This window comes from Microcoleus sp. K1-B1, from assembly GCF_036704705.1.
Classification (GTDB): Bacteria; Cyanobacteriota; Cyanobacteriia; order Cyanobacteriales; family Microcoleaceae; genus Microcoleus.
The window spans coordinates 1-25,524 of sequence record NZ_JAUBSH010000095.1; the positions used below are offsets into that span (position 1 = coordinate 1).

Consider the following 25,524-nt stretch of genomic DNA (forward strand, 5'->3'; position numbering starts at 1 on the left):
AGCAATCATTTGAGGTTTTGACAATTCTGAATTTTTTTAAAATTAAATCAGATAGAATATCTGCGGAATGTGGGTTAGATGATTTACCATTGATGGGATTAATTATTTTGTACCAGGTATCGCCATAATTATCCATTTCGATCGCTACTTCAGTACCGTCCGCCGCTCCAACACGGTCGTAATATTCCACTTTGTAAATATTACCTGTTTTTTGTGAAACTACAATTGCCTCGCAGGTAATGCTACAACCTAAAGCTTTTCTTAAAATAAAAGGCACTACTGTTTTAGCTTCGGCCGATTGAGAAAACAGGACAACAGATGGCATTGCAATTAACAACGGTAGAGTTACTGAGATAACACTAGAAGAAATTGCTAACAAGGAAGATGCGAAAAAAGATTTGATTGGTTTAATCATGGTGTCCTCTTAATTTTTAATTTCTGTGATTAGCCAGGGATGAGACCCCTGGCTAGAGATATTCGATCAGTATTAATTTAGTGGGGATTAGTCACGCGCTAACCACCAAATTAAGGCACCTATGGTTCAGGTGGTAACTCGACCTTACCTGTAACAGGTGTTAACTTAAGTTCCCCCTTTTGAGCAGCTTCTTTTCCTGCAATCACTTCCTCCATCGCCTGAATAAAGTGAGACTGGGTAACGCGCTTCTCGATTTCTGACTTTTCTTCACTCGCAGCATTTGCTACAGCATTCAACACAGCTTTTTTAATATCCCGTCCTGAAATTTCATCAAACTGTGCCGCCAGTTGTGTAAAGTTTACTGATTCATCCAGAGGCAACTTACTAGGAATTTGAGCTTGCCAAATTTTAGCCCGTGCTTCTGCATCTGGTAAATCAAGTTGAATCTCAAAACGAATCCGGCTAACAAAGGCTGAGTCATAGTTATGAACCAAGTTGGTAGTTAAGCCAATAAGACCCTTATAAGAAGAGAGTTGTTCAAGCAAAATACTGCGAGCAGAATTAATGCCTGCATCCGCTGATTGACTCACTTGCTCTAACCGTTTCCCAAAATCCCTATCAGCTTCGTTCCAAACTATGAAGGCGTTATTAGTTGTAGCAAAGGCAAAAATTTCCTGAATGATTTGCTCAGGGACACCTACAAATTTAGATGCGGTTGATGGAACTTCCAAAACTTTTAATTCTAAACTGTGGGCAATCACTTCAAGCAGCATACTTTTCCCCGTGCCAGAAGGCCCATAGCAATTGATTGAAAGTGCAATGTCGGATTGATGCTTTTCACCCATACCCCAAGTATCGTAAATCAGATCGTGATGTGTAATCTCAGCCAAAATTCTCTTAACCTGAAGTCGAGCTTTTTCTGTAGGAAAGATAAAACTCTCTAGCGAATATTTTGGCTTTCTCAGGTTACTTGTCAGATCGATAGCCGGATCTGAAGATTTATTAAGAGTTTCAGGCTCTTTTTCCTGGTCGGGGCTAAAATGGCTTTTCCCATTAAGAGAATGAAGTTCAGCAGTAGCCTTGAGAAATCCGTTGAGTCTGTCAGGTCTGGGCATAGTTCTAGAGTTTTGTTTGTGTGTAGTTTGCATAGTAGGAACACAGAAGTGCTATGTCCCCACTTCTTAGGAAAAGGGTTGAATTAATCAACCTGAATTATTAAGGCATCGAAAAATAGTTCTCGCTTCATTTTGGCGTAAGGATCTAACCGGGAATCCAGAGATTCTATGAACGGGAGGCTAAACGGGAGGCTAAACGGCAACTGAGGCAATTCAGGTGGAGCAACAAATTTTTTGAATAGCGGTGTGAAAATATCCTCAGATGTTTTCTGCCAGCGCCGATATTCACTCCCCTTCAAATCATTGTCTAAGACATAGATGAATTTCAGGTTTGATTCAGAAATATTTGATTTAATTTTCAAGTCCAGATTGTCAACTTTAGGGACTTGATATTCCAGAGAATCCTTGTCTTCACCTCTTGGATATAGCCAGATTGTAAGCTTTTGCCAATCCAGGTTAGGAATGCGACGACTAGCCGCGAAGATCGGACGACCTATCAGATCATCAAAAAAGTAGGACACTGTGTCACTGAGAATGTTCTTACCATTTTGATTTTGACCGGGGACACCGATGATTTGAATTTGGTCTAAATTGCTATCACGGTGGGCAGATTCTAAGGTAACGGTCAGAAAAGTATTTCGATTTTTACTTGTGTGTTGCATGACTCATTATTCTTTGTTTACAAGTAGATATTGATCGTTTGAGAAGACTGTCATTTAGCCTCTAGTTGCTTGCAATACTTCAGCTTGCTCTCGGTTTGGCTTGGTAGTTGCATCAGGCGCTTTTTCCAGCTCGATAATTTTCGATCTGGGTTGTGATTCTCTGGGGTTCCAGATTTCTACAACTGCCAGACTACCAATCATGTAGAACATAAAGAAAAGTACCAAAGCGTATGCAAAGTAAGTCAATATCACAGATGTGATAAAAGCTATATAAACTAATTGAATTAAGTAGAGAATCCATTCAATGAAAGCCTGAAAGATTTCAGCTACTAATTTCTTTGCACTGTTCCATAAATTTTTGATCCAGTTCCACATAATTGAAAAGGTCTCCTTTTGTTAGTTTCAGATGTGTTGTTACAATCAGCGAAAAAAAAATCTGATGCTCAAGTGGGCTGTACTTTCAGTGTAGATAACGGCTACCAAAAGGTATTGATAGCCACTATCAATTACTTGCTAAGAGAACAAGTTAAAAACGAAAACTGCTCCTTCAACCAGCCAGTCGATCAAAAACGTATCCTCGTCGCCGATCGAATTCAAATCTGTGTGATGGATTTGATGGGCGTGCGGTTCGTGAATGTGAAAATTGTGTTCGCCTCCAAATTTTTCGTGCATTTTATTTGCCTCCATTTCGGCTTAATTTTTTGCTTTGGCGAAGGTGTACTTCACTGATCTGATTAGAACATGAATCATTAATATGACTGTTAATAAAATTTTAATGCTGATTAACTATGGGTATGCTATGATTAGCGAGTACATCAATATGAGGAGAAAATTATGTTATCGCAAGATTTACCCAACTTTTGTAAAGAAGCTGCTAAAACCTGGAAAATTAAGAAGTTATTTAATGATTTAGAAGAAACACACAGGAAATTAAACAAAGGGCAATCTCTGGGGGATTATGAAAAACACTATTTATGTTTATTGCTTTCTGGTATTGAGCCAATGCAAATGTCCGATCAGCTTTATGATTCTGTAGAAACGACTAGAGTTAAAATCACACAAAGCGGTTTATATAAGACTATCGACAAATTAACGGGCGGTCAAGTTAAAAATTGGAGAGATCCGATTATTCTTTTAGTGAACAAAGGCTATCGCCAAAGCGAAGAGGTACAAGAGAAGGAAGACATCCTGTTAATGATGACTTGTGATGTAGAGGTCAGCGAACAAATTTTAAGACAATTGGAAGATAAAGTTAAGCACATTTTAGGGGCTAAGAAGTTGAGAATACAAAAGATTGAAAAAGGAAGTATAGTCATATTTTGGCAAGGTTCTGGGTCAGCCTACGAACAAATTGAGGTTTTGTTTAGACAAGGGATACTTTCTGATAGATTGGAAGTGCCTGTTTTGGATGTGCGGATTGTCCCTAGTGAAAATCCCGTGAACTTAAGTCAATGGTTTGAGAATATTTTTACAACAGGTTGGCAGAGTGTAGAAGAGTTGCTGACACCACAACAATTAAGACCCGCTTATTTTGCCGAATCAGTACAACAGGCTAAACGAATTGATTTACAAATAGATTTAATTAGCCATACAGTAATTCTTCTCTTGACTTTAACTCGTGAAAATGCAGAGCGCGTGATTGTTAACCTGAAAGTTTTCCCCACTGCCGAGCTCCCTCATTTACCCGCCCATCTCAAATTAATTCTTTTGGTAGAAGGGGAAATCTTTAAAGAAATTACCAGCCGCAGTGCCGATCAATATATTCAGTATGAATTTGAGGAGGAGCCTGGGAATGATTTTACTGTAAAATTGGCATTAGGTGAAGCTGAAATAACAGAAGAATTTGTCGTATAAACAAATAATGTAAATATTTGTTATTTGTTTTTGCTTTCTTTGGCAAAATCTATGCTATTATACCACAATATTCTTATGACTGACAAAGTTATGAGCCTGTTTCTGCTAGATGGTGTGGGCGATTTTAGCCAAGGTTTTACAGTTGGGTTGAAAATCTGGGGTGGTGATGCACCTGCTCAGAGTGAGATGATGACTGGAGAAACAGGCAAATTACCCCCAGCACCAGATTTACCGCAGCTTTATGAAGCTTGGCGAAGTGCTTATCGAAATTATGTGGAAATAAGGGCTAAAAATCCTAATGATGATAATAGCCCAGCAGCTTTTGCGCCCAAAGAACGACCTGTTGTAACTCATGTGTCTGGTGAATATCAGGAATGGGAGAATCAAAAAACGCAGGCTTATCATGCTTGCATACAAGCTGAGGACAAGTTATTAAAACGGTTCTATAAGTGGTTAAAATCCTCTGATTTTAGTGAAGTTAGAGCTAGATTAAGAGAACATTTGGTTCAGGCTAGAGATCGAGCTAATCGCATTTTGGTTGAAAGCAATGATGAAGATTTCCAAAAAATGCCTTGGCAAAGATGGGATTTGTTGCAGGCATTCTCTTTGTCGGAAATTGGGTTGATTTCACCCAATTTTCAAAAAAGAGATGTGTCGCTCGACTGCAAACAGCAAGCGAGAATTTTAGTCATTTTAGGTAAAGATGCTAATATTCAAGAGGAAATTCAGAAGTTGGTCACAGAGAATATTGAAATTAAACTTGTGACTAATTTAGCTGATTTAGATGAGCCTTTATGGAATGAAGCATGGGATATTATTATTTTTAATGGTCATAGTAGCACTTCTGAGAAGGGGACACAAGGAGAATTTGAATTAAGGGATGGTAATAAATTAAAAGTTAGTGAAATTAGGAGCCATTTTAATAAAGCCATTGAAAAGGGGTTAAAGTTGGTAATTTTTAACTCTTGTGATGGTTTAGGTTTAGCTCATCAATTAGGGGAAGGTCAGGCACTATATTTACCGCAAATTGTTGTGATGCGGGAGATTTTACCCATAGCTTTAGCACCAAAATTTTTACAATACTTTTTTGAGGAATTCACTAAGGGAATCTCTTTATATTCGGCACTCAGATTAACTAGAGATAGATTGCAAATTTTAGAGAAAGATTTTCCTTGTGCAAGTTGGTTGCCTGTTTTATACCAAAATCCTGCGGAAATTCCGCTGCGTTGGCACGATTTAGTAATTCCCCCCAATCCTTATCAGGGTTTGGCTGCTTTCCAAGAAACCGATCGAGAATTTTTCTTTGGGCGTAAATGTTTTACTCAGGAATTATTTAACTTGGTGAAGCGTCAAAAATTGACTGCGGTAGTTGGTGCGTCTGGTAGTGGTAAATCATCAGTGGTATTAGCGGGTTTAATTCCTGAATTAAGAAAACTCAATTATCAAATTTTAAAAATACGTCCAGGTAATGATTGTTTTGCTTCGTTGGCTGCTGCGATCGCCTTTGTACTTACAGCAATTAATCGGACTACAGAAACCGGAGAAGCTGCTAATAATTTAAACGAAATAGATATGGATATTGAGTTAAAATCATCGAAACATAATTTAACTCAATATTTAACAAATATCGCGCAACAGTCATCTCGTCGAGTGGTTTTAATTATCGATCAATTTGAAGAGTTATATACTCTCTCTTCCGAGAGCCAGCCTTTTTTAGATAGTTTATTAGATGCGATAGAGCGCGCTCCCGCATTTAATTTAGTAATTACATTGCGAGCCGATTTTTTAGGAACTGCCTCAAATTATCGTCCTTTTGGTGAAAAATTGCAGGATCGTATTAAGCTATTATTACCAATGAATGATGATGAATTGAGTGAGGCAATAGAATTGCCCGCAGAAAAGCGATTGGTGAAATATGAAGATGGTTTAGTCCAGAAAATTATCAACGATCTAGATCGTGCGCCAGAGGCTTTACCTTTATTGCAATTTGCTTTGACTGAGTTATGGAAAAAACAACATCAGCGCATTCTCTCTTATAAAGTTTATAACGATATTGGCAGCGTGAAAACTGCTTTAAGTCAATATGCCGATCGGGTTTATTTAGGATTGAATGAAGAGGAGCGAGAGCAAGCTAAATGGATTTTTATTAGGCTGGTACAACCAGGGCAACGAAACGAGGATACGCGCTGTTTAGCGACTCGTAATGATTTTGCCAATAATTGGGGTGTGGTGCAGAAATTAGCAAATGAGCGGCTAGTAGTGACGAATTTGGATCGGGAAACCCAAGTAGAAACTGTAGAAATTATCCATGAGGCATTAATTGAAAATTGGCCAGAGTTAGTTACATGGATGACAGACGAAAGGCAGTTTAGAATTTGGGAAGTACAGATTCAGGGATTAGTACAACAATGGTTAAATTGCGATCGAAGCAATGATACTTTATTGCGAGGTTTACCTTTAGATGTGGCATTAGATTGGCTAGAGAAACGAGGAGAGCAATTACGTTCTGATGTGCAGGATTTTATTTTACAAGGGCAACTTTTACGGGAGCAGGAGCAAGCAGAGCGGGAACGACAAAGCCTGATTCGAGAAAGTGATAATTTGGGGAACTTAGCTTTCAGTCAGTTTCAGGCGGGAGAAGGTGGTATCAATGCTTTAAAGATCGCATTGGAAGCCGGATATAAGCTTAAACAATTAGTAAAAGATGGTGAACCATTAGCAAATTATCCAACGACTAGCCCGTTATTGGCTTTACAGACTATTACGAGCAATATTCGAGAAAAAAATGAGTTTAAAAGTGATAATGCTATTGACAAAGTGATTATTACTCCAGACGGTCAGCAAATTGTTTCCTTGAGTGCCAAGAAGGGTAAAGTGATAATTTGGAATTTATCAGGTCAGAAAGTCACTGATTGGGATGAACCAGAGAATCAAGGCATTCAGGATTTAGCGATGAGTCCTAATGGTAAATACATTGTTACTATCAATAACAAAGGAAATTCGTATATTTGGGATTTTTCTGGCAAGCAAATAGCCCAAGTAGAATCAGGAGTAATAGAGGATATAGTTAAATTTAGCCCAGATAGTCAATATATTGTTCTGGCATCAAAACTAAGTACGACAATAAAAATTTTTAATTTATCAGGTCAGCAGACTAAGGATTTTATAATTAATGGCGGTGGGACTATACATAGTTTAGAATTTACTGCTAATGGCAACGAAATTGTGGTAGGAACTGCTATTGGGACGGTGCAATTTTGGGATTTAAAAACTCTGCAAAAAATCAGATATTTTCAAGCTAATACTAATCAAATTACTAAAATATCAATAAGTCCTGATGGTAAAAAAGTTTTGACTTTAGGGGTAGATACTAATCCATCTCAACCTACTGTTTTGATAGCTAGACTTTGGGATTTATCAGGTCAAAAAATTGCTGATTTCAATTTTTCCCAAACTTTATTTTTGCAGGAGGGTGATGTTAGTTTTAGTCCTGATAGTCAACAAATTGCTACAGTCAGTGTAGGGGAAGGAGTCGTCAAATTATATGATACCACATCAGGAAAAATTATTGACCAACAGATAATAAGTTCACTTTTTGGTTTTGGCTTAAGCTATAGTCTTGATGGTCAAACAATTTTTATCTCAGGGTTTGACGGAATTAAATTATTAAGTATAGCCCCACCTTCTGTTATAGCATTACCGACAAACTATGAAAAAAAAGGAGTAGATGGTGTAAAATATATAACACTGAGAAATTTACATTATAGTGCAGATGGTGAAAAGCTTTTAATTACAGATCCATATAACCAGATATTAGATATTTGGAATTCCCAAGAAAAACAAGTTGAAACAGTTAATATTGGCGACAGTTTTGCTAATTCATCCCCTGACGGAAAATCTATTATATTTGTTACTAAAGAAGGTGTTCATAAACTGGATTTAACAGGCAACTTGATTTCGGAGGTTAAAACTAATGTAAGCAATGAAGAAATACTATTGTGGACTTTTAACCAGGCAGACTATGTAGGCGACAAAAAATATAGCTCTAGTTTTGATGGTAGCAAGATAGCCACAATTGGAGTTAATAATAGTGATACTTTTGATAAAGTAGGTACAAATTCACGTTTTCCTCTACGTTTTTGGGATTTATCAACTCAGCAAGTTAAGCAATTCAAACATGATTCTCTACCTGAAATAGTTGGGCAAGTAGTCGTTAGTCCAGATGGTCAATATATTCTGACTATCATTTCAGGTATGGGTAAACTTTGGGATGCTTCTGGAAATTTACTCAATCCATTAGATGTAAATAATAAATCATCAGCAAATTGCAAAGAAGTTTCCATGCCCGCTATTTTATTAGATATTTCTAAAACAGAAACATTTGTTCCTGGTCTTGGGTTAGTTTATGGAGTCAAGATACTCGATATTTGGCAAAATTCTACAGCCATCAAAGCCGGGTTAAAAAGTGGTGATATAATTTTGGAAATAGATGGCCACAAAATATCTGACCTCAAAAATGATGATGTATCGAAAGCCTATGATTTTCTGAAGGGAACGCCAGGTACTACTGTCAAAATTAAAGTTGAATCCCGCAATAATAACATAGAAGAAAAAAGTATTGTTCGGGAAAATTTTATATTTGACATAACTAATTTCCTGCTTTTTGAAGGAAACACCGCAAAATTTAGTCCTGATAGTCAATATCTGGCAACATGGGATCTGGCAAGAACAGAATTACACTTAAGGAATATAAATAGCAAGAAATTTATTAAATTTGATAATCAAGCAGGGATTATGGATGCCTATTTTAGTCCAGACAGCAAATTAATAGTAACAACTGGTGCCGATTATTCAATTAAGATATGGGACTTTTCTGGCAAATTGATTAATCAAATTAAATTACAACAATCTCCAAATGCCTTGACTTTTAGCCCTGATAGTCAGCAAATTGCTTTTTTAGGTTATCCCAATGAATTAAGCATCTGGAGTTTAGCTGGAAAACTAATTGCTAAATATACAGTTCCCGAGTCAGGTCAAGGGTTAATCCAATTTAGCCCAGATGGTAAGTATATAGCCACTGGCGGCAGAAAAGTGATGATTTGGCACAATCAGAACTTAGATGAATTATTAGCGACAGGGTGTGACTGGTTACAGGATTATTTCGTTACTCGTCCAGAGGAAAAACAAAAATTAAAAGTGTGTCAAGCTAATTCCAATTTTAAATAAATCAGAATTTACACAGGGCCAAAGAAACCGGGTTTCTACACTTGAAATAAAAAATCACCCTGTTTGGCAAGTTCGTAATAATCAAAGTCTATTTTTAAACTAAGTTTTGTCTAAATCCCGCTAGCCAAACAATTCCTGTACCGGAAGAGAAAAACGCGATCGATCCGGCCCACTAGCCGATCTAGCATAAGTCGCTTGATTGCGAATCGCTAGAATCTGCTCCTCATCGCGAAGCATCGACGGCGTAAACTGATAGCGCTGATGTCGCAAGTCCTGCAAAGTCACCTTCAATTCATCAGGCTGTTTCCCTTGTAGCCGATCGCGATAGTAAATTTCCTCAGCACATTTTCTCACAGCATTACCGACTTCTGCGGGCGTACAAAGCCTGTAATCCCTCAACAGAATCCGCCACTCATCATCCGTCCAAGGCGACTCAGAAGCATTACGAAACTCAGGAAAATATTTTTTCAGATGAAGATTGAAAATCTCATACATCGCCCCTTCGTGAGGCAAATCCACAAAGAAAATATCATCAAAGCGACGAATTAATTCCGGTGGTAACATCCCCAAACGGTTAACTGTCGCCACGATATAAATTGGGTATTGATGCTCTTGCATCCAAGTTAAAAGCTTCCCCGATAAACGCCTAGAAACACCGCCATCGGTATTGGAATCCCACCCTGCAAAGCCTTTATCAAAATCATCCCAATAGAGAATTGTAGGACTTAAAGCCTGAGTCAGTTCCAGCAGTTCGCGCAAAGCTAAATCTGGTCTGGAAGAACCGACAATCGAACCCCAATCAGCCGCCAACAGCGGTACTCCCATCTTCTTAGCCGCAAGTTTAGCACTCAGACTTTTGCCCGTACCCGGCGGCCCCCAGAGAATCATTCCCTTGGGAAATTTGAGTCCGTATTTCTCTGCTTCTGGACTCAACAGAGAAGCCACCTTTGACAGCGACTCGTCTAGCAAGTCTAAACCACCTGCATCCGGCACATCTGCCTCGGCAATAAACTCTAGACCTCGCCCCCGCAGCTTGTTAACCTTGTGGTCGAGCACCAACCGCGCTATTTCCTCCACAGTCGAAGCAAAAGCTAGCGATCGCTCCAAAATCAACTCGATCTCACCTTGGGGCAACCCCTGGCAAGCTCGAACCAAAGCAGCTTGCAACACCTCGTCGCCTTTGTCGCCAAGCCAAGGATTGCGATCGCAAAACAACTCCACCACCTTTTGTGCTGCAACTCGGGACGGTAAAGGAGTCGTCAGTACGGGAATCAACGGCTGCAAGTTCACCGGCAGTTGTATGTAGTTTTCCAGCATCACCCAAAACTGAGGAGCCGCAGACCAAGATGAGTGATAGTAAGCATTTGCCAGTTGAAACCCCAGACGCGAACTCACCTGACCGGATTCGTCAAAATCTAGCACTCCCTCAAGAATGTAAATTCCCTCTCTCCTACTCTCTAATAGAAACTGAAGCACGTCAGAATCTGGGTGCAAGTCAGTATTTTGTAAGATACACTCACCGTCCCCACTTACAATTTCCTGCAAGCAACTGTACCCTGAGTTCCAAAAGAAAACAGGCAAATGCAGTTCCTGCCCCCAATTCTGAAACTGTGTTAAAACTCTGATTCGGTCAGGTATGTAATACTCCAGCCCGACAATCTTAATGCCTCTTTGGGCCAAAGCGAGCCAGTCATTGAGGGTACGCATAAATTCAACGGCAAGAAATATTCAAAGGTACTCTTCTCATTGATAGGCTACGGTCGAGCCTTGCCATCAGCCAACAGTTCTACAGCAGTCAAACATCCTCTTAATTCTTAGGAATTATTTACCTATTTTACTGAATATACATAGTTATTTATTTCGGCTGATTGCAAAGTAATTACACCATGTTATGCCAATTCACTATGAAGCTGCATTTAATATAACGCTAAGGATATATAGCAAAACCATTTGATTTGTAAACAATCGATTCAATCATCACAAGCGTTTCAGGTTGTTCTACATTCACGACTCAAATAGACTTGCTATAGTTCCAACAAGAAAGACATCAGCCTCATTTAGTGTATTTTCATAGTGAATTGGTATTATTACATCAATATTGTTTAAACTAATAATTTTATAAATAATTATTAATAGCCATAATTAAAAAACAACTAATTATAAATTTGATGAAATTTGAGAGCGCCTAACGGCGCTGTTAGCCGTGAAGTAGTTTAATTAAATCAAACTTCATGGCTACAACAACAGCTAAAAACCATAACTCTCGCCCATCCAATGGAGCAGTGACTTTGAATGGCAAAAGCAATGGTACTGCTAAGTCAAAGAGTCCAGCAACAGCTACCCAATCACAGGTCAGTCGCCGTTCGACACTCACTGTAGAAGAGCAAGCAGACGCACTTCTAGACCGCGTGCGAACTACCATCCTAAAAAAGTTTGGAGTCAAAATTCAACTGCGCGAAAAACGCCTCCAAACTAAGGTAGGTCACGCTACCAAGGAAAAACTAGGTTTGGATATTGCTGCACAGTTAAAAAAACGCGGCAAAACGATGAACTGGCAGCGTTGGAATAACGAAGTGTTTCCAGCTCTATTTGGTCAACCCGATGCACTGCGCCACGATATGGAAGTCATTGCGCTTGTTATGGCAAAACTATACGACGTTTTCGAGCTTGACCCGCAAGAAGCAATTAAAGGTCTTGTCAAATTCAATCAAGAATCGCTTGCTAAACGCAATAGCTATAACAAGCAGGATGAATCCGATGATGAAGATGAAGATGATGATGTGGATGACTTAGAAGATGAACTTGATGCTGATGAAGATGAGGAAACAGATGAATCCGAAGAAGACTTGGATGAGGACAGCGAAGATGATTTCGATACCGAGGAAGAAGATGAGGAAGATGATGCTGATGAAGATGAGGACGAAGATTTAGAATAATCTTTTACCCTCGCTCAAATTTTACAGATTCCTTCACCGTCGCTCTTGTTGAATATGTAAAACTCTGCTCTACCTAAAAACGGTAGAGTAGAGTTTTTTATTTTATTCATGTTATAATTATTTTAATCAAACTTCACCTTTCATGGAAATATTTAAAGTATTAATTGCTTTCAACTTAATGAGTTTTAAATACAGTTATTAATTTTTTTTTGGAAATTAAATCCAATAATTAAACTTAAAGAGGCAGCGATTGCTGCTGTGTATATGAACAAACTTGAATTCAGGAAGATTGAGAAATGAGAGTCACTGAAAAAGTTCAAAAGACTAATGCAACCCCTACCGATAAAGCTCATAAGACTCAGATAAAAGCCCTCGACAAGTGCATTAGTTACAACGATAAACTTCGCCTAATGGTACTAGAAGTTTTGAGAGAAGAATCAGGTCGGGAACTGGCAAGTGTTGCTCGCTTTAACGGTGGCGAATTTGATTGGGAAACACATAATGCCCAATTTCGCGCTGACTACAGTGAAACACCTTTAAAGGAATTGATGCGTGCTGGTCGCATCCTATACGGATTGACCGACATGGATGCAATCCGCGATCGCCGCGCCAAGCATCGGGGCATTCGCAATCAACGGCTCGCTCGTCAGAGCAGCGGAGTTGCTTCAAGCTCGCAAAGTGTGCATGAAGAAGTGGATGTTGCTGACGACGACATCGATGATTTGGATTGAGCCACTTGAGCAACTAAGAATGTCAAAAATAGCCTGTTAATGGCCGCTTCCCCACTCCTCATTTATTCTAGGAGTGGGGAAGCTTATTGCCACCCACCCACCCTTTGATTCAGAGCTATTTTACTTTGTAAAAACCGTATTTGACCTGGATGCGGATTTTAGAGGGCTAAAAAAGGAGGAAAAAAGAGGAAAAAACAGCACATTTTTTACTCATTACACCTCCTATTTCCTACTTTTAGCCTCATTTTAAGTATAAATGCTTATCATTTTTTGTAAAGAATTGTTGCTTTTAACACGATTTTTTGTGTTTTAGACCCTTCTAAATCCTCCTCAATCCTCCTAATTAGTGCGCCAGTTGCGTAGCAAGCCATGTCAAATGTACGTACAAGAGTCGAATTTGAGCACTTTTTGCCAATTTAGGGTTTTTGCAAGACTGCGATGAGAACAGTTGGAAATTGAAGTTAGCTCACGCACACTCTGGGAAGCCTTGGCTCGAAAGTTTAATGGGGCAGTTTGGACAACGAATGTGCTGCTAGTCTTCCTAGTTTAAAGCCTACATATTTAAATACATTTCCTGCCAAAGGGCTTATCGGTAATAGCTGTTGTGGAGGAACTATTACTATAAAAATAGATGGTAGTAGGACAACTTATGCTGAGATGGCTTTACATAAAGAATTTATTGTTAATGAAATAACTAGCCCAATATGTCGAAGGTTTTGACTCTTGATTTCAGCGCTGAAAACCACTTGCACTGTCTCGTTCCGATCGCTCATAATCCCTACTCCTCACCTCTATCCGATCTAGCTCTTCTGCAACCACCGCCCAAAAATCAATATCTTCAGAGGAAATACCCTGAGCTAAAACCAAATTTTCTCCGCGAACTTTGATTAACTCCCCTCGGACAGAGGCAGTCAGAGAAGATACCGAAACCCCTTCCGACTCTCCCACGATCAGATCATACAAATCTCCTACCCGAACGCGGGTGTACTCATCAGTCTCTTCCACGCGATCAGGAGCATGATTAAGTAAATACTCAAAAGCTCTTTGAGCCGTTGGCAGAATAGACTCAGCCATTTTTACCTGCTGAATATCCATTGTCGGTGCTGGCGGTACTGAATCCGCGTTCAAATCGCCTGCTGGCGGGTTCGGAATTATCGGCTTTAACCAATTAGAGAATATAGCCAAATCCTCTGAGTTTTCTTTAACAGTTGCACCCAATAGCTCTGCGTCGCCATAAGATAGAGCACTTTGCACTTCACCCTCTAAAGTAATTCGCAGTACGATGTGGCTGTCTCTATCTGAAATCACCCTGATTGCTTCACCATCCTCTAAAGATGCTGTCCAATCTTCTATAACTTTACGTTTTCCTAGCTTCAACTGTTGGTAGCTATCTAATAAAGTCTTAGATAGCAAATTTTCTAGCTCTAAGCGCTCTTCTTCTCTTAGCTTTACTACCTTTTCTTTAAATTGTTCTTGTACTCCCTCTTCACTTTCATTCTGGTATTGCAAAATAGCCAAATTGCTTAAACCCAGAGGTACGATTAGTTCGCTAGAATCACAGCGCTCGCTCTTTAAATCTTGCTCCTGTATTTCAGCTAAAGCCCCCGCTTCTATCGATCGCGAATCAGCTTCATCGCCCTCTCCTTCACTGCCCAGCGTCCCAACTTGATTGTCGCCATCGAGCTGCGACAGCCCAACCAGCAAATTTTGTTTTGGTTGCCTATCTTGCCTCTTTGAGGAGGATAAGCCTTTAAGCTCAAGAACTCGGCGTTCCCAATCTTTGTTTAATTCAATGAAATTGGCGGCATTAGTTTTTACCAGACTGATTTGAGCATAAGCATATTTCTCACCTGCCAAGGACAGAGCAAAATCAATAGCAGCGAGGCAGCCGTGATAGAAATCTTGAGTCTCGCCGATGCAGACACACTCTTCTATATCTGGTTCACAATCGGTTTCTTTTCCAATTTGTCTAAGTTGAGAAATAGCTCTAACAGGCAACCTAGAAATGGATAGCTTACAGTCACCCTTTACTGAACTCGAACTTAGAGGTTGTTGGGATGAGTCATCTTCATTGATAAGAGTTGCTATTTTAGCTTCTAAAAGGCTAAGTGTTTGTACCCCGCCTTCTTCATTTATGAACTTGACTGCTCGATCCAATCCGGCAAGCAATCCCTGGTAAAAATCTTGAGTTTCTCCAGCTATTGCTCGGTCAGTTGCTATTTTCTCAAAAAAAGCCAGCCCTATTTGTTTTAGCCTCAAGATATAGTCAGGGGAAAATCTCTGTATGGTTTTTAAAAGCATAAGTGTTCTGCCATCTAAAAGCGCATCGCTCTTTTAGCCATCAACCTATCATGCGCTTTTGTCGCTCTTGGTACGCTTTCAGTCGTAACTAACTTTAGTTCTCAAGGCAGAGAACATTGAACCAGTAATTGTTTTATCAAAAAGTATTGTTCGGAAATAAGCCATTGAACAAATGCCTTTTCCCTATTGCTATTACTAACTGGAATTAGAAGAAACAACAGCCATTCAGACGATAGTTTTTGCCTCTGGATCGCGTTTTAATAGTCCGCAAGATGAATTTTGCCGCTGACTTTTGAGGTGGAAAATTAGGAGGGAAGGCGGATTGAGTTTACAGCCTTTAGCTTTTAGCTTAAAGCAGTAACTTTTACTGTTAATAGGAGAACGGCGTTCCCATGCAGTTTTACCATCAACACAGCTCTCGACAGCCTGCACCCGTCGCCGATCCACTTCGGCACAGCAGGAGGCACATACTAGCATCCGTCCTATTGCTACTGGACAGCGATCGCGCTCTTGCCGACTGGTCTCTCCCCCAACTGCCCCACGTATCAGGGTTTACCTACAAAGGAAATCGCTTTTTGGTAGCAACTGACAAAGAGGCTGAGCAGATAGTTTGGGGGTGGATCGAGAATAATTTATGGGCAGTAACCAATACTGATGAAGATATTGAGTTGCTACTTCAGCACTTGCAAATTTCCCCATCTCTAGTTGAAGCATTTAATGGACAAGCTGCTATCCATTACCTTCGGACAGTTCATCCTAAAAAATTTTGCAGGCTTCTGTCTCCTGCCATAGCTAATCCCACCCAGTTTGTGCAAGCTCTGTTTGAGAACCGCAGCAGATCGCGACTCGTTAAACGCGCCATTTGTGAGTCAGCCCAATTCTCGCCTCTGGCTTGGGCAGAAGTGGAACGGGCTGGATATCTCATTTACTGCATTATTAATCAACCAGAGATACTTCCTGGCTCGCTCAAACTAACAATCAACTATCCTTATTCCTACAAGTCAATGAAAGAGCGAGCTTAGAAGTATTTAGCGTCACCTGCTAGCATTCATGAACGCGACCGCATTGCCGTTGTCTTTCACAGCAACGGCATGGTCACTGTTGCCAATTGCCTTTGGGAGTGGGAAAAAATAAAAAAATTCCTAATGCACCTTCAGAGATATCGCCTTGATATGAGAGTATAACTATAGTTTTTCTACAAAACGGTCTGGGGATAGTGAGGGCTCATGCCTAAAGTACAGACATTCCCAAACTTCAACAAAAATGCAAATATGCTTACAGTTTTAACCGCCACCTCCTTTTGCACTCCGTTTTGGAACTATGGTGGCACGCTACCGGAGGGCAATTCATGACAAAGATAATCTCGCTGTTCAACCAAGCCGGCGGTGTGGGGAAAACCACGATCGCGCTCAATCTCGGCTACCACCTTTCCTTACGAGGCCACAAGGTTCTTCTCATCGATATCGATCCTCAAGGTTCTCTAACGCTCTTCATGGGGGTTGACTCTCAGAATTTGGATAAAACTGTGTTTGATGCCATTGTCAATGAGGAACCTCTTTCCATCCACACGGGCATTCACGGTATGGATTTGGCTCCTACCAACATCAACCTCAGCGCGGCTGAAATTCAACTGGTTAACATGGACTTTCGGGAAGTTCGCCTCAGAGATGCGATCGCCCCAATTCAAGACAACTACGATTTCATCCTCATAGATTGCCCTCCCAGTTTAGGGTTGCTCAGCTACATCAGCCTGGTAGCTGCTACTCACGTTTTAGTCCCCGTTGAGACTCACTACAAAGCCTTTGAGGGTACCAACCTCCTGTTGCAAACAGTAGCGAGAATCAGAAAAAAAGGAAACCGCTCTTTGCAGATAGCTGGTTTTGTTCCCTCCCGCTATGCTGCTGCCAACTCTCAGGACAAGCGGACTCTCAAAGCCATAAACGAGCAGTTTACGACCTTTGGCCCCGTTTACACTCCCATCCCGCGCATAACTGCTTTCGCGGATGCTTCCGAGAAGCAAGTCCCGCTTGCTGTTTACGAACCTAAAAATCCCGTCGTCAAGATATTAGACCAGCTATCCGCCAAGATGGAGAAACTCAATGTCAAGTAAGAATGACCAGCCCTATAAAGGTAAGGCCAATTTGAGCGTTTTGTTTGGAGATGATGAAGTAGCAGAACCAATGGCAGAAAAACTGCTCTCCATAGAGTCGATCGAGCTTCCATCTTCTCAACCTCGCCGATACTTCGACTCCCAAGCTATGCAGGCTTTGGTTCAGTCAGTAAAAACTGATGGAATTCTCCAACCTCTGTTAGTCCGTCCTTTGGGAGAGGAAAAATACGAGCTAGTAGCAGGCGAAAGGCGGTATAGAGCTGCAAAGGAAGTGGGATTGACAGAAGTCCCTGTTATCATTCGGGACTTGACACAACAGCAAGCTCTGCGCGTTGCATTAGTTGAGAACCTCCAGCGGGAAGACCTCAACCCAGTCGAAGAAACGGAGGGGATATTGCAACTGCTCTCTCATCACCTTGAATACGATCTAGAAGAGGTGGTGCGGCTGCTCTACCGGATGCAAAATGACGTACAGAGGATGAATGATAACGTTATCATTCATCATGAAATGCAAATAGTCGTCAAGGTTTTTAGCGAATTGGGGCGGATGTCATGGGAGTCTTTCGTCAGCAATAGACTGGGACTGCTGAAGCTGCCGTCAGACATCCAAGAAGCCCTCCGCCGAGGTCAGATCGAGTATACTAAGGCGCGAGCGATTGCCAAAGTTAAAGACGAGCAGGCTAGAAAGTCGCTTCTCGAAGCGGCGATCTCTGAATGTCTATCTCTAACTCTGATTAAAGAACGCATCGCGGATTTAAAGGCAGGTACTTCGGAAGAAGAACCGGAAGAAAATCTGAAAACCAAAATAAAGGGAGCTTTAACAAAAGCGAACAAGTCCAAAGCTTGGAGCGATCCAAAAAAGCAGAAGCGCCTCCAAAAAATTCTAATAGAGCTAGAATCCCTCTTAGTAGATTAGAAAAAACAAGGGCAATGCCGCATTCTGCCTAATCCGTGCAACCGGATTCGAGAAAAGAAGTTCCGGTATTGAAGGGATGGTCGTACCCATTAAAAGACAGAAGCGTTCGGACACTTCTGAGGAATTAAATATGCGGCTTCTACCGGACGCTTTCATACAGCAAACGACAAGGCGGTTAGGATATTCCAAATTCCTGAAACCATTGATTCTAGTTGGTTTTTTCCCTAGTCCCTAGTAAGAGATCCCTAATCCCTGGCTATACTTCGGGCGAGCGGCGCGATCGCGCGGATTACAGGGCTGGATATTATTTCTGCGCTGGCTGTTGGGAGGCAAAGTTTAAGTTTTTGTCAAGGATGCTGGGTTAATCGAGAGAACATTCTTTTTTGGCGATCGGTCTGATACAGGCGATCGCGCACGGGACGGCACAACTATTTCTGTAAAAAGAAAAGTCGCGCACGCTAACAATTCTAACCAAGAATGGCAGTGAAGGAGAAATTATTAGCTTTGCGACAGTAAATGAGAAATCAGCTTTTAGGTAGAATTCGATCGAGCTTGGCAGTTGATAGGTTAGAGACATAGAGATGAAACCGAAAAAAGCAAACTCAAACTCTGTTTGGCTTATGTTGACAGTTATGCCACAAAGTCACACTCTTTCAAACCACAGCCGACTTTTACCGCCGGCAAAGTATCAAACCCTGTTAGACTGTTTTTTGGCAGATTTTCAAAAGTCGCTAAATGCTTTAGCCCGCGCTTGGAACAAGTATCAGCCCAACGATTCGCTCTCAAACGACAGAAAACAAGACTTAGATTGGCTTGAAACGACGCTGCAAGAGTACAAGATTTCCATCCACACTTCAACTAGCAGGCAAGAGTTTTGGAAAGGTTGCAGGGATGGAAAAAAAAGCAGGAGAACAATTTGTGACGAAGGCTCGCCAAATGTCGCACAAACCTTACTCAACGCGACCGCGAATCCGAAAATCCCTCAAATCTACGATCTGGGGTTCCATGTTGGATGGCGGTACGCTCGTCTCAAAGACTACTTGTTGCGAATCAGAAAGCAGCGAAAGTTGGAAGAATCCAAGCAGCTTCAAGATTATCAACAGTTTTTAAGTTTTATCCGCCAAAAGGCTGACTCAGAAGATATGGACTCGTTCGTAAGCTTTGGATGGAGGCGGGAGAGAAATTCAGGGCAATGAGAGATAAACGCAGTAAAATCTTGGCGGTTGATGATACGACTGACAACTTATTTATTATGCAGGCTATCCTCTCCGAAGAAGGCTACTGCGTCAGTACAAGTTCTAGCGGACTTGATGCTTTAGCTTTAGTTGAGGAGTCGCCCCCAGATTTACTCCTGTTGGATGTAATGATGCCAGAAGTAGACGGTTACGAAGTGACTTACAGAATTCGCTCAAATCCTCAACTTCCCTTTATCCCCATCCTGTTAATTGCGGCTGACAACTCAACAACCATAGCAGATGGACTCGACTTGGGGGCTGACGATTTCGTTTGCAAGCCCATCCAAGTAAATGATTTGCTGGCTCGCGTCCGTAGCCTCCTCCGGCTCAAACATAGTATAGATGCGATGCAGGAAGTGACAAAGGCGCGAGAGGATTTTGTGGCTCGTCTTACCCACGACTTGCGGATTCCCCTAGTCGGCGCTGATAGAATGCTGACCCTACTCCAACGAGGGAAATTTGGTGAACTGCCCGTTCAAGCGGTAGAGGCGATCGCAACCATCGGCTGCAGTAACCAAAATTTGCTTTCGTTAGTCAATACTTTACTAGAGGTTCACCGATTTGAATCTGGTTGCAAAACTCTGGCGATCGCCCCCTTTGACCTCAAAAAACTGGTCAAAGAAGTCGTTAAGGAACAGGAGGCTGTGGCTATTGATAAAGGACTTGTCCTAACTTTCGACGACTCTGACCCGCAACCACTAAGGATTGAAGGCGATCGCCTCGAACTCCGCCGAGTCATCACCAACTTAATCGGAAATGCCATTAAATTCACCGATTTTGGTTGTGTGAAAATCGTTGTTCGTCCAGATGCCAAGTGGGTAAATATTACCGTAGAAGACACCGGCCCCGGCATCAGAGCCTCAGAACAAGCTTCGCTGTTTGAACGATTCCGCCCCGGAAACCATGCTAGAGCAGGTTGTGGCCTGGGGCTGCACTTGTCAAGCCGGATTGTAGAAGCCCACTCTGGCAGCATTGACGTGACATCAACGGTGGGTCAAGGCAGCACATTTACTGTACGGCTTCCCATCTCGCTCTAAAAATCTTGTTTGGATACAAAAGAGCGCATACGTTCAACCTCGGGCACACCTGTGTCGGTGAATTACAATTGTCCTTTTTTTGAATAAACCAACCATGAATAAAATTAGTGTTGCCTTAATTGAAGACCATCACCTGACAAGGGCTGGAATCAAAGCAGCTTTAGAAGACTGCGAAGAACTTGAATTTATCGGAGAGGCAGCTAACGGCCTGCAAGGGATAACTTTACTGGAGAAAACCCGGCCTGATGTAGCGATCGTTGATATCGGACTACCGGGGTTAGTAGATGGGATTGAACTGACCAAAAGGTTCAAAGAATACATACAAACTGCCCAAACTCCAAGCGTGGAGAACCAACCGAAAGTATTGATTTTAACGATGCAGGATAATGAGGAATCCGTGCTGGCAGCTTTTGCAGCGGGAGCCGACTCTTACTGCATGAAAGATGTCAGTTTTGAAAAGTTAGTGGAAGCTGTTGTTGAGACAAATGCTGGTGAAAACTGGATCGATTCTTCAATTGCCAGAATCGTTTTGGCTCGCATGAATAACCCTTTCAAGGAAGCTGTTAACTCAGCAACTATTTCCACTGTGTCAATCAATGGAGTCGAGCCAGAATACAGTCATTTGTTAATGGCGAACCCTTTAACAGAACGAGAAAAAGAGGTTATAGAGTTGATTGTTGAAGGGTGCAGCAATGAGGAAATTTGCAAGCAGCTATACATTTCTCTCGGTACTGTGAAAACTCATGTGCGTAATATCCTCAATAAGCTGTCTTGCGACGATCGCACTCAAGCTGCTGTCAGAGCTCTTCGCGCGGGTTTAGTTGACTAAATCCGCTTCAAGAGCAACCGCTTGGTGGATAATACAACAGAGACGTTCCAGCAATCTAAGCTATTTAGGCGAGGGTCGCGATTAGAGGAGGTGCAGTGCCAGTTAATGCCGACAAACCACACTTGTGGAAACCGGATATTGCCCTGTCGGTAGACTTCTATAACAATTGGTTCATGCAGTTCGCTCCAAAAGCCTACCGCGACACTCGCATTGTTACAACTCAACAAGTTAAATCCGCCCTAGCAGAGACAGCCAATCTGAGCAACATCACGTCCGCCCTGCTGCGACAACATCCAGAGGTTTTGCCCATTTTACGCATGGCGGCAGCGCCGCCAATTGCGCGAGATCGCCTGATCGGTTTAGCAGGAGTGTCGCCCAACCTGGTCAAAAATATGGAAGAGAAACAGCGAATTCCGCCCCGGGCAGACATTGCAACTCTGGATGCTGAACTCACAAAAATTAGTCAAATTATTGCACGACTGCTCGACAAAGATATTTTTCCTTGGCTAGAAAGCGGACAGCAGCCAACGGAGACTGAAGTTCAAAGAGCAGCGACAATTGTTGCCGATCGCTTTGCGGTGCTATTCACCGCCTTCGAGCTTGTCAAACTAATGGAGGCGGATTGCGATCTGATAAATCGCCCCGTGCCGATTCCAGAGAACCATCCATTATATTCCAATCAATGTCATCATCAGGAAAGAGCGATAATTGTCCAGGCGAGACGTTGGATTGCCCGCGGTTGTGATAAGAAAGTGCGAATCGTTGGCTAGAAACTAAAGCCTAAAAGGGTTTGGAGGATTAGCCGCCAGGTTGAGAACCTTGACAACTGAATGACCATGTAGGTGAGAAATAGTATCCTAGAACTTTCAAATCCTACCCCGCAGGTGCAGCGGTGAAAGCGTCACCCCTACGGTAGCGAATAGTCATCAATCCGTAAAGCGGGGTGAAAAGGTGTGATTACTGACAGCCTAAGTTGGTAAAGCATTGAGCAAAGTACCCATGAGTAAAGCCCTGGCTTGAAGATGCAACTGAATCGTCGTCACACAAAACCAGCGAAATAAGGCTTAATGCGTTGGAGCCAAAAGGCAAAGGATAAGGAGTTGGCAAGTTGTCTATTGACCAACAAGCACTTCCAATAAACCCGGCGAACAGCATCACTCTAACGGTACACAGTATGGTCATTCGGAACGAGATAACCTCTCGTCTGCTCTCAGGTGGTCGAATACCTGAGTAGGTGCTAACCGTATGCAGCGAGCAGGAGAGATTAAGTCAAAAGCGAACGTCTGGGGTAATGCCCAGAATATGCTAACAGACTTACGATGATTTGGAAGATAAAGTCTCAAGTAGTGAGTAAAAATGTCTAATACACAGTCTAAAAAACTGATGGTGGAATGGCACAAAATTAACTGGCGCAAGCTAGAGCGTAATGTGTATAAGCTCCAGAAGAGAATTTATCAAGCCTCTGTTCGTGGTGATGTAAAAGCATTTCGCAGACTCCAAAAGACGCTGATGAAGTCTTGGTCAGCAAGAGCCTTATCGGTTCGTAGAATTACCCAGGATAACCAGGGGAAAAAGACGGCGGGTGTAGATGGCGTTAAGTCGCTAACTCCAAAGCAACGTTTAGACCTGACTCAAAAATTAAACCTGGGGTCAAAGGTCAGTCCAACTAGGAGAGTATGGATTCCTAAGCCTGGAACGGAAGAGAAGCGACCTTTGGGTATACCTACAATGAAAGACCGAGCCTTGCAAGCGCTTGTCAAGCTGGCACTAGAGCCAGAATGGGAAGCGCGATTTGAACCTAACTCATACGGGTTCAGACCCGGACGCTCATGCCATGATGCGATAGAGCAAATATTCACGGTAATTAGTCAGAAATCTAAATACGTGCTAGATGCTGACATTGCCAAATGTTTTGACCGCATCGACCATGAAGCACTGCTCAAAAAATTAAATACATTCCCCACCATCCGCCGACAAATTCAAGCATGGTTAAAAGCGGGAGTGATGGATGATAAGCAGTTGTTCCCAACATCTGAGGGTACGCCACAGGGTGGGGTAATTTCTCCACTACTGGCAAATATTGCCCTCCACGGGATGGAAGAACGAATTAAAAAGTATGCTGATACTTTGCCCACCCGAAGTGGTCATGGTAAGCGGGACAACCGTAAAAGCCTAAGCCTAATTCGTTATGCCGATGACTTCGTTATTCTTCACGAAGACATAACCGTTATCCAAAGATGTAAAGAGATAATCTCTGAATGGTTACAAGGCATGGGTTTAGAACTAAAACCCAACAAAACGAGACTTACTCACACTCTCAACCAGTATGAGCAAGAAAAACCAGGGTTCGATTTCCTTGGTTTTAGGATACAACAATTCACTGTGGGAAAGTATCACTCTAATCAGGGTTTTAAAACAATCATCACCCCAAGCAAGCATTCGCAAAAGGTACATTACGATCGAATCGCTAGTGTTATCGAAGCCCATAAGGCAGCACCGCAAGTGGCGCTAATCAACCATCTAAACCCAATTATTAGGGGATGGGCAAACTACTATGCGACTGTGGTAAGTAAGGTGGCTTACTCAGATATGGATAGCCTCATGTACCAAAAGTTAAGCGCTTGGGCAAAACGCCGCCACCCAAAAAAGAGCAGGGAATGGGTGTCAAACAAATATTGGCATTCCATAGGCGGTGATAACTGGGTATTCGCAACGAAGAAGGATGGATTAACCTCATTTCGGTTACTTGACCATGCCGTCACCCCAATAGTGCGTCATGTGAAAGTTAAAGGCGAATCGTCACCATACGACGGAAACCTAGTTTACTGGAGTTCAAGAATGGGTAAAAACCCGGAAATGCCGTCTAGAGTGGCAACGCTCCTGAAAAAGCAAAAAGGGAAATGCACCCACTGCGGTTTGTTCTTCCGTGAAGATGATGTAATGGAAGTTGACCATATCATCCCCAAATCGAAAGGTAAAAAGGATGAGTATAAAAATCTTCAACTTCTACATAGACATTGCCATGATATAAAGACCGCCTCAGATGGGAGTTCTGGCAGCAAATCCGACTGCAACAGTGTCGAGCCTAAAACCCACCAAAAGACTTGAAAGAGTCGAGGATAAATGGGTAATGAGGTATGCATAACAAGCACCAAATCATTGAGGAGCCGTGTGAAATTAAAGTTTCATGCACGGTTTTGAAGACCAACGGGGCTGGTGACAGTCTCGTTGAGTTTAATGGTGACACGCAGTACACAGGGCTATTAAGTTTTCTGGGCGGTTGTCCTCCGGTATTCTGTTGCGGTGGTGCACTGTCAAAGTTAGGGAACATCGTTCGGACTTGGTTAAGCCACTTTTTTTACCGGGCCGGAGGCATTGTTGGTTGCATTTAGTACAGCGCCAAAGAGCACTTTCTTTCACTGAGAGCGCAATTTCTTGCCAATTGTCGGGATACCTCTTGGGTTTTGCCATAGCTCATTTCTCACAATGGGCGCGATCGCTTTTGTTGCCATCACTCAGAAGCCATTAAGTCAAAGAGTGCTGTAAATTCGCTCAATCTTCCATATCTCTTAACGCCTTCGTCACTATTATTCCACGCTTGTCTCACTTAAAAGCGATCGCCATTTAGAATGCACAAAGTACAGAAAGTTGCATCAGGCGAAACCAGGGACAAAATCGATCGTTCAAAAATAGTCCTTTGAAGATCAGAAAAATTAGCGCTCGCGCGTAGCAAACGTTTTAGACTTTTTCGGTACTGTCGTTGCTAATCAAAAATCACAAATAAAAGTCTACTTGCTATTGACATATTTCGCCCTTTAAAGTATGAGTGTCAATAGAAAGAGGATTTGCGACAACTGCGAATTAATCTTGAACACTATATATCGAGGCTGTACGTAAATATTAAGAGTTTTTAAGCATTCTGCTGTCACACTTGCTTGGGGCGGTGTCTCTGTGTTCGCCCTAAGCTTGATCGCAACTCTATTTTATCTATAGTCATTTCAAATAAAAAAGAGACACTATTGAGCGCAGTAGGCACAGATGAGTTCATCTAAAGATGTGCCAGGAGGAGCATACATTCGGGCGGGTGCATCTCACTTTTGCGAATGTGTCAAAAAAGAGTTAAAATGAAAAAGCTAGTAAAATCGTCAAATAAAGAT

20 protein-coding genes are annotated in these 25,524 nt (G+C 41.9%); 12 read left to right on the forward strand and 8 right to left on the reverse strand.

Going from position 1 to position 25,524, the window contains the following annotated elements; genetic code table 11:
- The 5 genes from QUA83_RS24835 to QUA83_RS24855 all read right to left on the reverse strand — a co-directional run.
- Nucleotides 1–415: hypothetical protein (locus QUA83_RS24835; RefSeq protein ID WP_333296557.1), on the reverse strand; the 415-nt coding region annotated here is incomplete at its 3' end.
- A 119-nt stretch (nucleotides 416–534) separates the two neighbouring features.
- Complete coding sequence (locus tag QUA83_RS24840; RefSeq protein ID WP_333296558.1) at nucleotides 535–1,305, reverse strand: ATP-binding protein; 771 nt, start codon at nucleotides 1,303–1,305, stop codon at nucleotides 535–537.
- Between the two features lie 308 nt (nucleotides 1,306–1,613).
- Entirely contained in the window at nucleotides 1,614–2,192 is a 579-nt protein-coding gene (locus tag QUA83_RS24845; RefSeq protein ID WP_333296560.1) for a hypothetical protein, read from the reverse strand.
- A gap of 54 nt (nucleotides 2,193–2,246) precedes the next feature.
- Complete coding sequence (locus QUA83_RS24850; RefSeq protein ID WP_333296562.1) at nucleotides 2,247–2,567, reverse strand: hypothetical protein; 321 nt, start codon at nucleotides 2,565–2,567, stop codon at nucleotides 2,247–2,249.
- A 138-nt stretch (nucleotides 2,568–2,705) separates the two neighbouring features.
- Nucleotides 2,706–2,864 (reverse strand): hypothetical protein, encoded by a 159-nt coding sequence (locus QUA83_RS24855; protein WP_333296564.1) that lies wholly within the window; start codon nucleotides 2,862–2,864, stop codon nucleotides 2,706–2,708.
- A gap of 162 nt (nucleotides 2,865–3,026) precedes the next feature.
- On the opposite strand from QUA83_RS24855, the gene QUA83_RS24860 reads away from it, so the two are divergent.
- Both QUA83_RS24860 and QUA83_RS24865 read left to right on the forward strand, forming a co-directional pair.
- Nucleotides 3,027–4,046: a DUF1822 family protein gene (locus QUA83_RS24860; RefSeq protein WP_333296565.1), complete on the forward strand. Its 1,020-nt coding sequence runs from the start codon at nucleotides 3,027–3,029 to the stop codon at nucleotides 4,044–4,046.
- Between the two features lie 75 nt (nucleotides 4,047–4,121).
- A complete protein-coding gene (locus QUA83_RS24865) occupies nucleotides 4,122–9,272 on the forward strand; it encodes an nSTAND1 domain-containing NTPase (RefSeq protein WP_333296566.1) in 5,151 nt (1,716 codons plus the stop codon).
- Between the two features lie 120 nt (nucleotides 9,273–9,392).
- Here the strand turns inward: QUA83_RS24865 and QUA83_RS24870 are convergent, their stop codons facing one another.
- Nucleotides 9,393–10,979: an AAA family ATPase gene (locus QUA83_RS24870; RefSeq protein ID WP_333296567.1), complete on the reverse strand. Its 1,587-nt coding sequence runs from the start codon at nucleotides 10,977–10,979 to the stop codon at nucleotides 9,393–9,395.
- A gap of 524 nt (nucleotides 10,980–11,503) precedes the next feature.
- Here QUA83_RS24870 and QUA83_RS24875 point away from each other — a divergent pair.
- Together QUA83_RS24875 and QUA83_RS24880 are read left to right on the forward strand one after the other, a co-directional pair.
- Nucleotides 11,504–12,208, forward strand: a complete 705-nt coding sequence (locus QUA83_RS24875) for a hypothetical protein (RefSeq protein ID WP_333296568.1) — start codon at nucleotides 11,504–11,506, stop codon at nucleotides 12,206–12,208.
- 296 nt (nucleotides 12,209–12,504) lie between these two features.
- Nucleotides 12,505–12,939 carry an aminoacyl-histidine dipeptidase gene (locus QUA83_RS24880; RefSeq protein WP_333296570.1) on the forward strand — a complete coding sequence of 145 codons (435 nt, stop codon included), beginning with the start codon at nucleotides 12,505–12,507 and terminating at the stop codon, nucleotides 12,937–12,939.
- 729 nt (nucleotides 12,940–13,668) lie between these two features.
- Here QUA83_RS24880 and QUA83_RS24885 read toward each other — a convergent pair.
- A complete protein-coding gene (locus tag QUA83_RS24885) occupies nucleotides 13,669–15,240 on the reverse strand; it encodes a hypothetical protein (RefSeq protein ID WP_333296572.1) in 1,572 nt (523 codons plus the stop codon).
- A 392-nt stretch (nucleotides 15,241–15,632) separates the two neighbouring features.
- On the opposite strand from QUA83_RS24885, the gene QUA83_RS24890 reads away from it, so the two are divergent.
- The 8 genes from QUA83_RS24890 (at nucleotide 15,633) to ltrA (ending at nucleotide 24,475) form a co-directional block, all read left to right on the forward strand.
- The gene (locus tag QUA83_RS24890; protein WP_333296573.1) at nucleotides 15,633–16,262 is read left to right on the forward strand and encodes a hypothetical protein; all 630 of its coding nucleotides are present in this window, start codon (nucleotides 15,633–15,635) and stop codon (nucleotides 16,260–16,262) included.
- Between the two features lie 326 nt (nucleotides 16,263–16,588).
- Nucleotides 16,589–17,350, forward strand: a complete 762-nt coding sequence (locus tag QUA83_RS24895) for a ParA family protein (protein ID WP_333296574.1) — start codon at nucleotides 16,589–16,591, stop codon at nucleotides 17,348–17,350.
- Entirely contained in the window at nucleotides 17,340–18,266 is a 927-nt protein-coding gene (locus QUA83_RS24900; protein ID WP_333296575.1) for a ParB/RepB/Spo0J family partition protein, read from the forward strand. Before QUA83_RS24895 ends, QUA83_RS24900 begins: the two co-directional genes overlap by 11 nt.
- Nucleotides 18,267–18,898: 632 nt before the next feature.
- Complete coding sequence (locus tag QUA83_RS24905; protein ID WP_333296576.1) at nucleotides 18,899–19,462, forward strand: hypothetical protein; 564 nt, start codon at nucleotides 18,899–18,901, stop codon at nucleotides 19,460–19,462.
- Nucleotides 19,459–20,538 (forward strand): hybrid sensor histidine kinase/response regulator, encoded by a 1,080-nt coding sequence (locus QUA83_RS24910; RefSeq protein ID WP_333296578.1) that lies wholly within the window; start codon nucleotides 19,459–19,461, stop codon nucleotides 20,536–20,538. Before QUA83_RS24905 ends, QUA83_RS24910 begins: the two co-directional genes overlap by 4 nt.
- 94 nt (nucleotides 20,539–20,632) lie before the next feature.
- Nucleotides 20,633–21,367: a response regulator transcription factor gene (locus QUA83_RS24915; RefSeq protein WP_333048843.1), complete on the forward strand. Its 735-nt coding sequence runs from the start codon at nucleotides 20,633–20,635 to the stop codon at nucleotides 21,365–21,367.
- Nucleotides 21,368–21,462: 95 nt separating this feature from the next.
- The gene (locus tag QUA83_RS24920) at nucleotides 21,463–22,137 is read left to right on the forward strand and encodes a XamI family restriction endonuclease (RefSeq protein ID WP_333296580.1); all 675 of its coding nucleotides are present in this window, start codon (nucleotides 21,463–21,465) and stop codon (nucleotides 22,135–22,137) included.
- A gap of 586 nt (nucleotides 22,138–22,723) precedes the next feature.
- On the forward strand, nucleotides 22,724–24,475 hold the full coding sequence (ltrA, locus tag QUA83_RS24925; protein WP_333296581.1) for a group II intron reverse transcriptase/maturase: 1,752 nt from the start codon (nucleotides 22,724–22,726) through the stop codon (nucleotides 24,473–24,475).
- Nucleotides 24,476–24,601: 126 nt separating this feature from the next.
- On the opposite strand, the gene QUA83_RS24930 is transcribed toward ltrA, so the two are convergent.
- Nucleotides 24,602–24,838, reverse strand: a complete 237-nt coding sequence (locus QUA83_RS24930) for an HNH endonuclease (protein WP_333296582.1) — start codon at nucleotides 24,836–24,838, stop codon at nucleotides 24,602–24,604.
- Nucleotides 24,839–25,524 lie beyond the last annotated feature (686 nt).